The 11,569-nt window shown below is 57.9% G+C and carries 6 protein-coding genes and 3 pseudogenes; 1 reads left to right on the forward strand and 8 read right to left on the reverse strand.

The window, feature by feature from the left end:
• Window positions 1–188 precede the first annotated feature (188 nt).
• The 8 genes and pseudogenes from EDF70_RS25815 to EDF70_RS25855 all read right to left on the reverse strand — a co-directional run.
• Window positions 189–1,100 carry an alpha/beta fold hydrolase gene (locus EDF70_RS25815; protein ID WP_132279736.1) on the reverse strand — a complete coding sequence of 304 codons (912 nt, stop codon included), beginning with the start codon at window positions 1,098–1,100 and terminating at the stop codon, window positions 189–191.
• Between the two features lie 343 nt (window positions 1,101–1,443).
• On the reverse strand, window positions 1,444–2,592 hold the full coding sequence (locus EDF70_RS25820; RefSeq protein WP_132279739.1) for an amidohydrolase: 1,149 nt from the start codon (window positions 2,590–2,592) through the stop codon (window positions 1,444–1,446).
• 206 nt (window positions 2,593–2,798) lie between these two features.
• Window positions 2,799–3,620: an LON peptidase substrate-binding domain-containing protein gene (locus EDF70_RS25825; RefSeq protein WP_132279742.1), complete on the reverse strand. Its 822-nt coding sequence runs from the start codon at window positions 3,618–3,620 to the stop codon at window positions 2,799–2,801.
• A gap of 454 nt (window positions 3,621–4,074) precedes the next feature.
• Entirely contained in the window at window positions 4,075–4,671 is a 597-nt protein-coding gene (locus EDF70_RS25835) for a GNAT family N-acetyltransferase (RefSeq protein WP_245519361.1), read from the reverse strand.
• A gap of 126 nt (window positions 4,672–4,797) precedes the next feature.
• On the reverse strand, window positions 4,798–5,100 hold the full coding sequence (locus EDF70_RS25840) for a cold shock domain-containing protein (protein ID WP_132279748.1): 303 nt from the start codon (window positions 5,098–5,100) through the stop codon (window positions 4,798–4,800).
• 13 nt (window positions 5,101–5,113) lie between these two features.
• The gene (locus EDF70_RS25845; RefSeq protein WP_132279751.1) at window positions 5,114–5,545 is read right to left on the reverse strand and encodes a hypothetical protein; all 432 of its coding nucleotides are present in this window, start codon (window positions 5,543–5,545) and stop codon (window positions 5,114–5,116) included.
• A 3-nt stretch (window positions 5,546–5,548) separates the two neighbouring features.
• Window positions 5,549–5,850: pseudogene (locus EDF70_RS25850) on the reverse strand (integration host factor subunit beta).
• Between the two features lie 114 nt (window positions 5,851–5,964).
• Window positions 5,965–8,460 (reverse strand): annotated as a pseudogene (locus EDF70_RS25855) (lactate dehydrogenase); the annotation flags it as partial.
• A gap of 191 nt (window positions 8,461–8,651) precedes the next feature.
• Between EDF70_RS25855 and EDF70_RS25860 the strand changes: the two are divergent.
• Window positions 8,652–11,569, forward strand: a pseudogene (locus EDF70_RS25860) (Tn3 family transposase); the annotation flags it as partial.

Raw genomic sequence — 11,569 nt, forward strand, 5'->3', positions numbered from 1 at the left:
GAGGACCTTCGATAGGCCGACATGCAACATTGTGTCTCCCAAGAAGCGCAAAAGAACGTCAGGGCTGGCCTATGTACAGAAGATGAGCGCAGAAACGCCGAAATCGCCGCCACCGACGCTATCCGTTCGCGATACTCACCTATCGGCGGACTTTTGACACGCTCTGTAGGATTTCCGCGACAAGGCACTTAAGGTGCACCGATAAAATCGGCGATCGCTGGCACCAGATGGTCTGCAAGCGGCAGATCGGGGTTATTATACGAGAGAAGGTTTTCTCTCCGGCCCGGCGGAGAGGACTTTAGTACGTGATTCATACCTTCCACGGCGACAAGCCTTGCCGTCGGTGACGCAGCCGCAAGCAGCTTTGCATCATCCATGGAAATCTGAAGATCGGATGTCCCCTGCACGATGAGAATGGGGCACGAGAGCTTGGCCAGTTCTCTGACAGGATCGAGCGGAAGCCATGAGGTTAGATAGTTCTGAACGCTTCGGCGATAGAGCGCTGCGAGTTCGGGCGGAATGTCCGCTACATGCTGACCATCTTCCAGTGACGCCAGAATTTCGTCGGACCTATTTTTCAAAGTACTGGCCAGCCCACTTGCTGCAAGCTGACGCCCTATGAGCTTTCCAGCCGGTTCGCCGGCTCCGGCTAGCAGGACCACACCCGCAACCTCCACCTCTTGGGCCACGAGAGTTGCAACCAAAGCCCCTTCGCTGTGGCCGATCAAATAGATCGCTTCAACTCTGCTCTCATCCTGCAACAGTTTGATCCAGTTGATCGCATCATCAACGTATGTGCCAAAACGCAGGTCATCCTCTCGGGGAGCGGCCTCACGGCTTTCTCCAATACCGCGCTTATCGATGCGTAATGTTGCGATATGGCGCGCGGCTAACGCGTGTGCGATGAGCTTTAGGCTCTCATTCTTCCCGTTGGGGAGATTGCCGTCTCGATCAACGGGACCAGAACCGGGAAGGATGAGAGCTGCGGGAACCTGCCCTTCGCCTTCCGGTAAGGTCAACGTGCCGTGAAGCTGACCCGAGACTAATTCGCGCTGTGTCCATGCTGCGGCAATGTCCGAGCCACCCAAAATAATTGCCATGATCAGAGACACCAAAACGCAAAGTTGCAATTCAAACCATCTCCTTGTCGCAAGAATCCCGAAACCTGCAATATTGCGGGTTTTAGGGGACCTGCGGTACTTTCGCCAATCAATAGCCGATCAGCTTTTGTCCAAACCACACGCCCAAAAAGGCCCCTACGGCACCAGAGATTGCAGCACCCCACTGCGGTGCCCCAAGATTCTGAGCGCCACACACACACAAAGGCCAGCGGCGGTCGCCAATAAGAGCAAGAAAATTTGCTTCATGTCCACCTCGTTAACGTGCCGCCAGTATTCCGCTTTCTGAACGAAATAACAGACCGACTTCTACATCGCTGCCAAATCAGGAGTTCTGCAACGGCATGGATGCTTCGATCAATCTCGTCCAGTAGGCGACCCCATAGGGGATCGCCGCGTCGTTGAAGTCGTACGCAGAGTCGTGCAGCCCCGCCGTGCTGCCATTGCCAAGGAGCGCAATATTTCCGGGCCGCTGTTCGAGCATGAAAGCGAAGTCCTCAGAGCCCATGAGCTGCGAGTGGTCGGGATCGACGGAAACTTCTCCCATGACGGTACGGGCAACCTCCACAGCCAACGCTGTTTCTGCTGGATGATTGACGACTGCGGGATACAGGTTTCTGAATGTCACTGTCGCAGTCGCCCCGTAGGACGCCGCAATTCCCTCCGAAATATCGACGATACGTCGATGCATGGTGTCTCGCACCTCCGGCTCAAACCAGCGGGCCAAGCCACGCAGCTCGCTCGCTCCAACAAACGTTCCTCCGGGCTTTCCGCCTTGAAACGATCCGAAGGAGATCACGCCGCTTTTGAGCGGGTGGACGTTGCGCGCAATGACGGTTTGCAGGGCGATAAGGATGTTGGCGGCGGGAAGCAGCGCGTCAACGCCAGCCTGAGGACTGGCAGAATGGGCGCTCTTGCCATCGACCGCTATCTTGAAGCTCGCCACGGCAGCCCCAAACGGGCCGGTGCGGGTGGCAAAACGACCAACGTCCAGGCCCGGTTCGTTGTGAAGGGCGAATACCCTCTCGATCCCCCAGCGCGTCATCAAGCCGTCGTCGCACATTGCCTTCGCGCCGGCCTGTCCTTCCTCCGCTGGCTGGAAGATCAGAACGGCGGTGCCATCGAAGTTGCGTGTTTCTGCCAGCGCCTTTGCAGCACCCAGCAGCATCGCCGTGTGCCCGTCGTGCCCGCAAGCATGCATCCGGCCTTCCGTCGTGGACGCGTAGGAAAGTCCTGTCGTTTCGTGAATAGGCAGCGCGTCCATGTCGGCGCGTAGACCGACCACCCTGCCGGAAGAATGATTCCGACCGTGGAGAACGCCAACAACGCCGCTCCTCCCAACCCCATCTGTAATCTGGTCGCAGCCAAAGACGCGCAGCTTTTCGGCTACGAAGGATGCGGTGCGCGGAAGCTCGTAACCCAGCTCCGGGTTGGCATGCAGATCACGACGCCAAGCGGTAATTTCATCGTGCATGGATGCAGTCCCGTTTTTATATCGACTGTCATTAAATGGCATGCTCCAGTGGAATGCAAAAGTCTGCAAAACTGCGAGGCAAAGGTTTAGGAATTTCGCTGCAAAGGCTCTGGTCCCATTAAGGCATAGATGAAGGGAGCCTGGCCCGTTGCTGTGGCAGCGGGATGGAGCATCCAGCGCAACGGCTGGATGCTCCCTCTCAGTAATTATGCGACAGCTTTAGGGCGACCAGCGCTCATCAACTCGATTAGCCTTTTGAGTCGGATCACCACGTCACGGGTTTCCAGGAGTTGCTGCTTCTGCTCGATACTGGCCGATAGCAACGGGGCGACCGTGTCGGCCAACAGGCTCGGATCGCCGATCGAAGGCAGGCCGAAACGGGCTTTTGATCCTGGCGGAAGCGCGGAAAAATCGAGATCGGCGTAAGTCTGATAGGCATTGAGAACCGCATTCGAAAGAGCGGCTGCTTCAGTCGACTGGCCGCCCTGCTCTTTAATCGGCGTAACCTCCGCTGCCAGGAACTCACCGTCGGTAAGGCGGACGATGCCTGTTCGCTGAAGCCCACAGACGGTGACCTTGAGAGCCCCGTCCGCCTGTGTCTGACGATCTACCACGTTCGCTACGACGCCCACCGGATGAAGGGCATCAAGAGTGATGGGACGATCGTCGGCACCGTTCCTCTGGGCGACAATGACAACGCGCCTATCACCGATAAGAGCGTGTTCCACGGCTTGCCGAGTTTTGTCGCGCGCCACGAAAATCCGCGTGATCATGTGCGGAAACAGGACCATGTCCCGCATAGGAACGATGGGAATATCGGTCCCGCCTGGAAAAGGCGTGCTAGCCTGGGCCGAGGTCGCGGACGACTGGGTCGCTTTGATCCTTGCGGCCAATACGTTCCATTCTCGATAGCCAAGAATTCGAGCAACGAGCTCCTGGCTCTCACTGTTGGTGAAGGTGATAGATTTAGCGTGAAGCGTTTCACGTAGTGTTTTCGCCATAGCTTTGGCATCGCGGAAATCGCGCATGAGATGATCCTTTGCATAAACGAACGGAGAGCGTCAGGGGCTTGCGTTGCTGACCCGTTCGTCCGGGCAAAGGGAGCCATAAGTGGCTCGATACATTCACCATACCCCGACGGGGCGCAAGCAGCAGGCTGTATCTACCGAGCACCAATTGTGCGCAGAAGCCTTTTACTTGTCAATCTCAAGTTGGACGAGACTCCATCTTGGAAGGAAGCCGCCGATCCCCCATCGCAAAACTCGCGAGTTTTGCTCAATATGTTACCCCGCCGTGGCGTGGCTGACCGTCGAAATAGGTCACCACACTTTGAGCGGCGGAAGTCCAGTCCGGCAACCGTCGCCCATAATACGCGATGCGTGCCCGGGAACTGCCCGCCGTAGCGATGGTGGCGAGGTCGGCAGCAGAAAGGGTATGAACGAGGTAGTCCTTTGCTGTAAAATTCCCGAACGTACGCAAATTTTATGATCGACTTTTGCATCGCCAGAAGTTCAGGTTTTTACGTTCAAGATTGAAGTTGTTGTCGTGCAGATCGTCTGCACTCCGCCACTGGTATCGGACGAAAAGCAACTCCGGATTGCTGGCCATAACGTTGCGTTTTTCCTCTATGATCTGGCCATTTAATTTCTCATAGAACCGGCGCGCCGGATGATTGTCGGCCAGAGTCAGCAGATGAACGGGCTGGTTTCTCTGTTGCGCTGAAAGCCGTTGAACACTGGCCGACAACAGGCTGCGAGCGATACCTTTTCCCTGATAATCGGGATCGACATACAGATTATGGAGATACGTTCCGAACTGCGTTTCCTGATCAAACAGGAAGCACGAAAAGCCCGCCAGTTCCGTGTCAATATGTGCCAGGGTCACACGCAATCTCTCAGGGTCTACGCCCCCCGAAAGGCGCTCCTCCCAGAGGCGAGCTTTTTCATCAGGCATTATATCCGCCAGATAATCTGCCGGGAGCATGCCAGCATATGCCCGTTGGCTAACGCGGACATGAAGCGAGGTTATCGCCTCCCGGTCACCCGGCGTCGCGTCTCTGATTGCCATTTCGACGCCCACGCACTCTACCTCCATACCCTGCAGAATTCCCAACTGAACCCGTTCTATGCCAGTCACTCACGCACCCTTGCAAAGCAGAATTTCTTTGAATCACCTGCGATTGGTAGAGTACGTTGCTAACTCTGGTTATCCCCGCCGCAGACCCCATTCCCGCTCAAATGCATCGCTGAATGCTTCCTCGCCTTGAGGCGGTGTCACAGGAGCGTTGTGCAAAATCTTTTCAACCGGAGCGGGGCGCACGTCTTTCGCCGTGACCTTGCCGCCCTTGTCCTCGACAACATAGTGAAGCCGCAGACCGGGCTGAAGCGTGGGACACGCCGGGTCGGTGATGCTGCTGAGATGGAAAAAGATGTCCGGACCTCCATCATCGGGCGTAATGAAGCCAAACCGTTTGGTGGCATTGAACCACTTGAGCTTGCCTGTCGGCATATCTTTCTCCCTGCTAGTTGGGCTTTATCTGCGATTGCTTTGCTGCCCACATTTCATAATCGCGGAGCAGATCTTCGGCGATCGACCATTGCGGATATTCGCGCCGCAACATCTCGTTCTGCTGCTCCACGTCCGGCGACTGTTGAATGGCGATTTGCCGGAAACGGTCAAGCACACTGTGACGCATCAGGGCGAGGCATTCCGGCGACGCCAGATCACGCGGCAGATGTTCGAGCAGGCCGCTGACGATAGCCACCCAATTGTTGACCACATAAGGCCGGTGGATCCCTTCGACCTTGCTCGTGATGTCCTCCAGCATCGACAGGAGCGCGACAAACCGGACGGGCCAGGTTTCGGGCAGAAATTCCAGCGCCATCATCTCGACCGTCTCACGAACGTCCTCGGGAAGGGCTTCACAGAACACGTGTTCCGAATATTCGATCAAAGGTCACTCCTTGTCATCCGGCTTTTCAGCCATGTTCAGACGATCCTTGATCTCCTTGCCGGCGCGAAAGAACGGCACCCATTTTTCCTCGAGAACACGGCCTTGCCGTTGAGGGGATTTCGACCCGAGCGTGACGGACGATGACGCACGACAAAGGTGCCGAAACCCCGGATCTCGACGCGCTCTCCCCTTTCGAGAGCGCCGGTGATTTCATCGAGGACGGCGTCGACGGCATTCTCCGCATCACGACGGTGGAGGTATGGGTTTTGCGCGGCAACGAAATCAACAAGCTCGGATTTAATCATGACACGCTTTTTAGCGGAAACGCGGCATTTGGGAAGCTTCTGGAGTCATCTCGACGTGAACCATGTGCCGCACGTCCGCAGCGGGGGCTGCAATCTCCTCACGGAGAAGATCCGCTATGCGGCCAACTCGTCCGCGTCACCATCATCGCCGGCCGATTTTGCAAGCGCGTCCTCTACCTCCCACAACGCTTGGCGTTTTTCTGCCAGTTCATCCGCGAATGCAAAAGTGCCTCCCTGCCGTGACTGGTATGAGGCCAACCTGCGGCGATATTCCTCCAGCCGCTGGCGATAGCGCTCCCGCTCCTCCTCGAACCCATCGAGCGCGTGCTCGAGCCGCGAGATAGCGCCAAGCGGCGTGACAGTAACTGGCAACTCGATCTCGTAGTCGGCGCCGGTGCGCTGAAGCAGCGTCTGGTAGTGGTAATTGTCACCACGCCCGAATGTTTCGCCATCATAAACGAGATCGAAGCCGCCGATCGAGGCGATGACGGCTTCCCCCTGGCTCTGAAGCTGGACGAGGGTGAGAATTTCCTTCATCAGCGCCCTCCCCGCCTCCTTGCGCTCCGTATAGGTCTCGCCGGTGACGTCGATCGCAAAGCCGTCGCCTGCGGTCGGCACCAGCCGCTCGATATCCTGGCCAATCTCACCGATGCGCCGTGTGGCGGTTTCGATCTCGCGCTCGGCGTCGCGGATCTGTCGGCGCACGGCGAAGAGATCATCGTCATGGGCCGCCCTCAGCCGTTCCAGCCGGGCAATGTCAGCCTCCAGCCCCGCCTTCTGCATCAGCCGCTCGTCACCGGACGCAATCGCCTTGGCCATGGCGAACTGGTTTGCCTGCCCCTCGTTCAGATCCTCCAGCCGACGGATCGACGTGTCGCCGGACAAGGCTGCTGCGATAAACCGCGCCTTGCGTTCGTTGTTTTGCCACATTGTGGCGTCGAGTGAGCCTTGCGTGGCATAGGCGTAGATCTCGACCTCGTCGTGCTGGTTGCCCTGACGGACGATGCGCCCCTCCCGTTGCTCGATCTGCGACGGCAGCCACGGCACGTCGAGATGGTGGAGCGCTTTCAGACGCGCCTGCGCATTGACGCCGGTGCCCATCGTTTCCGACGATCCGATCAGAAAGCGGACCTTTCCGGCCCGCACGTCGCCGAACAGCCGCTGCTTGGCCTCGGTCTTTTTGAAGTCCTGCATGAAGGCGATTTCTGACGCCGGCACGCCTATGCGGATCAGTTCGTCGCGGATCCAGCGATAGGCGGAGAAGCCCCTGCTCTTCTCGACATTGATCGTGCCGAGATCGGAGAAGATCATCTGCGCGGCACCCGGCAACTCATAGGTCTTGCCATCCGAACGAATATACTCGTTTTGCGACGTGTCTTTCCAGATCCGGTAGGCGTTGCGTACGAGAAGATTGAGCTTGTTGTCCGGCTCGTCATCCATGCCGGGCATCACCAGACGCAAGTCGATCGCCGCATGGCGGCCGTCGGTGATGACCGACAGCAGAATGTCGTCTCCCGGTTCAGGTGGCCGGTCACGCTCCTCTATCGCCTTGATGCGGGTTTCGAGGATCCTCTGGTAGGTCCTGAACGCCGGCGTCGGTGCGGCGGTAAGGATCTGTCGCTTGCCCGTCGCGATCTCAGGCACCCTGACGTATTGCCTCAAATCCTCCGGCATCACCACGTCGGCAAAGGCACGGAACATGGCAATCAGTTCCGGCACATTGACGAAGGACGAGAAACGGCTGACCGGCTTGTATTTGCCTGACGGCTGAAGCTCCAGTTCCGTCTTCTCGTCACCGAAGTTCGACGCCCAGGCGTCGAACTCGTGCAGCCCGCGCTCGCGCAAGGCCTCGTGCCCCAGCAGCCGCTGGATCGAGAACATCTCGCCCAGCGTGTTGGTGATCGGCGTGCCCGAGGCCAGAACAAGCGCGCGGCCGGGGTTCTTCGTCTCGACATAGCGGGACTTCACATAAAGATCCCATGCCTTCTGCGAACCGTTGGGATCGATGCCCTTCAAAGTGCTCATGTTGGTGGCGAAGGACAGCTTACGAAACTCCTGCGCCTCGTCGACGACGATCTGGTCGACGCCGATTTCCGAGATTGTCAGCAGGTTGTCCTTGCGGGTAGAAAGCGCTTCCAGCCGTTCCTGCAATCCCTCCTTCAGGCGCTCCAGCCGCTTGCGCGAGACGCGATCGTCACTTTCGACCTTGGTCAGCAGATCCTCATAAAGCTGCAATTCGTCCTGGATCATTTGTTGTTCGAAGGCCGAGGGCACGCCTATGAACCTGAACGCCGAATGCGTAATGATGATCGCATCCCAGACCGCCGTCGCTGCTCGGCTGAGGAACCGGGCGCGTTTGTCTTTGGTGAAGTTCGTTTCGTCGGCAACGAGAATGTTGGCGGCGGGATAAAGGGCGAGAAACTCGCGTGCCGCCTGCGCCAGGCAATGGCCGGGAACGACCAGCATCGCCTTGGCGATCAGGCCGAGCCGCTTCTGCTCCATAATGGCCGCGGCAAATGTCATGGTCTTGCCGGCGCCGACCGCATGGGCGAGATAGGTCGAACCTGCGGAGATAATCCGCCAGATGCCGCGCCTCTGGTGGCCGTACAAGGAAAAAGGGGTCGGAACAAGAGCAGTCCGAAATCGTACGCTAAGGCCGAACGAAACCGGAACGATGCTGTAGATCGGATGTGCAGCATCCGATCTCTGTGGATTGCCGTCGACATGCGCCTGTTTTGATTTCTCTGTCTGACCCGACTCGACAACGCTTCACGCAGGTTGGTCGTTAATGGAGTCGGGCGATGGCAAAGCGCAAGCTTCTCAAAGATCAAGATCGACGGAAGCTCTTGGATGTCCCAATCGACGAGGACAGCTTCATCCGCCACTATTCGTTGTCATTGGCGGATCGCCTGGAGATTGAACTGCGGAGACGCAATCACAACCGGCTCGGCTTTGCCATCCAGCTATGTTTGATGCGATACCCGGGTCGAGTGCTTGGAGCAGAAGAAACTCCGCCTCGCGATATGCTGAAGTATGTTGCTGATCAGATCGGCGCCGCTCCGGGCGAATTTTCCCTCTATGCACGTCGTGAAGAAACCCGTCGGGATCATATGGCGCGGCTAATGGCCTACCTGAATACGAGAAGCGCGACTCTGCAAGATCGTCGCGCCGCGCTATTGGCGGCAGTTCAAGCGGCGACCATGTCCGACGACGGTGCGTCGATAGCCAGTTCGACTGTCGCAGCGTTTCGCGAACGCGGAGCTCTTCTGCCGGCGATCGACACGATCGAACGCATCGGCCTTGCCGGCCGTGCCATAGCTCGGCGCCGGGCAGAAAAAACTCTGATTGAGAACATCCCGCTCGATAGGCTTCAATCACTGGATAGGCTGTTAGACGTTGACCCGTCGATCGGCCAGACGCGCTTTCATTGGCTGCGCTCGGCGCCAGAAGCGCCGGCTGCGTCGAACCTCGTCGGGCTGACCGAGCGGATAGCTTTTCTGCGGCGGCTGGAGATCGATCCGGAACTGCAGACGCGCGTATCAACCGGACGGTGGGACCAGATGATTCGGGAGGGCAACGCAACGCCGGCCTGGCTTGCCAACGACTTCAACGCCAGCCGTCGCCACGCTCTGATCGTGGCTCAAGTCATCAAGCTTTGCCAGAAGCTCACGGACGATGCTGTGACGATGTTCATCAAGCTGATGGGCAAGTTGTTCTCGCAAGCCAACAATCGGAAGAAGCAGCGGCAGATGGACTGCAGAGCGAACACCGCCAAAGCGCTGCGCATGTTTCTGGATACGATAACCGCCCTGCAGTCTGCCAACGACCATGGTCGGAATGCATTAGATGTTCTCGACCAAAGGGTCGGCTGGGACCGGTTGCTTCGGATGAAGCCTGAGCTCGAGGCGATGGTCGACGACAGCGAGGCGCCATCGCTGATCGTAGCGGCCGAGCAATATGCGACCGTCCACAAATACATTGGTGCATTCCTTCAGGCATTCACGTTCCGCTCAGCGCGTCGCCACGATCCGCTTCTGGCGGCAATTGCGCTGCTGAAACGGCTTTATGCCGAGATGCGGCGGACACTCCCGGATCGCGTGCCGCTCACCCACCTCAGCCAAACTGATCGACGGCTTATCTTCGAACAAGGGAAACCCGATCGCCGTCTGTACGAAATCGCGACGCTCGCTGCTTTACGAGACCGGCTTAGATCTGCGGAGATCTGGGTCGATGGCAGCCGTTCTTTCCGGCCCATCGATGAGCATCTGATGCCGCGGTCGACATTCATCACGATGAAGGACGAAGATCGTCTCGGTTTAGGGGTCCAGAGCGACGGCGCGCAGTGGCTTGCCGAAGCGCGTCAGATGCTCGACTTCAACCTGACGCGTTTGGCGCACAGAGCACGATCCGGAAAGCTCGAGGGAGTTCGTCTCGAGGCAGGAACCTTGATTCTCACGCCAACCGCCAGCGAAGTCCCCCCGGCCGCCGAGGCACTGAATGCCGAGGTCAGCGACATGTATCCGTTGGTGGAGGTTCCCGACTTGCTGAGGGAGGTGCATGAATGGACCGGCTTTGCAGATTCATTCACGCATGTTCGCACCGGCGACGTCCCGAAAAATATCTCTGCCATGCTGGCGGGCGTCCTGGCGGATGCCACGAACCTCGGCCCAAAGCGAATGGCGGGCGCATCCAAGGGGATCAGCGCTCATCAGATTGGTTGGATGCGCACATTCCATGCTCGATCGGAGACTTACCGCGCGGCGCAAGCGTGCATCGCCGATGCCCACACCCAGCATCCGCATTCCCGCCTTTGGGGCAATGGCACAACGTCATCGTCCGATGGACAATTCTTCCGTGCGAGCGATCGTGCTGCAAAGCGCGGTGACATCAACTTGCATTACGGCAGCGTGCCAGGATCGAAATTCTATAGCCATCTGTCAGATCAGTACGGCTACTTCAGTATTTTGCCCATCAGTCCGACCGAGAGCGAGGCGGCCTATGTGCTCGATGGGCTCTTTGATCAGGACACGATCCTCGACATCCATGAACACTTTACCGACACAGGCGGAGCCAGTGATCATATCTTTGGGCTATTCGCCTTAATCGGAAAGCGTTTCTCACCGCGACTGCGCAATCTCAAAGACCGGAAATTCCACACGTTCGAGAAGAGTGGTGCATATCCGGCTCTGTCAAACCACATCGGGGCCCCGATCAACGCCAATCTGATCCTCGATCATTGGGACGACCTGCTCCATCTCGCGGCGTCTATCACGACAAGGTCCGTGGTGCCATCGACGATCCTCAAGAAGCTGTCCGCGTCTACGAAGCAAAGCCATCTCGCAAGGGCGCTTCGCGAACTCGGCCGTATCGAAAGGTAGCTCTTCATGATCGAATGGTACTCAAGTCCGGCACTGCGGCGGAGATGCCAAGCCGGTCTCAACAAGGGCGAAGCCGCCCATAAGCTGAAACGTGCAGTGTTCTTCCATGAGCGGGGCGAAATCCGCGATCGGTCGTTCGAGAGCCAGGCGTTCCGCGCCTCTGGTCTTAACCTTGTCGTCAGTGCGATCGTCCACTGGAATACAGTCTATCTCGACCGTGCGATCACACAGCTGAAGCGAGCGGGTCGAGATATTCCTGATACTCTGTCGAAGCACATCTCGCCGCTCAGCTGGGAACATATCAACCTTACCGGCATCTACACCTGGGATGCTGAACATCA

This window comes from Neorhizobium sp. JUb45 (genome assembly GCF_004343585.1).
Lineage (GTDB): Bacteria > Pseudomonadota > Alphaproteobacteria > Rhizobiales > Rhizobiaceae > Neorhizobium.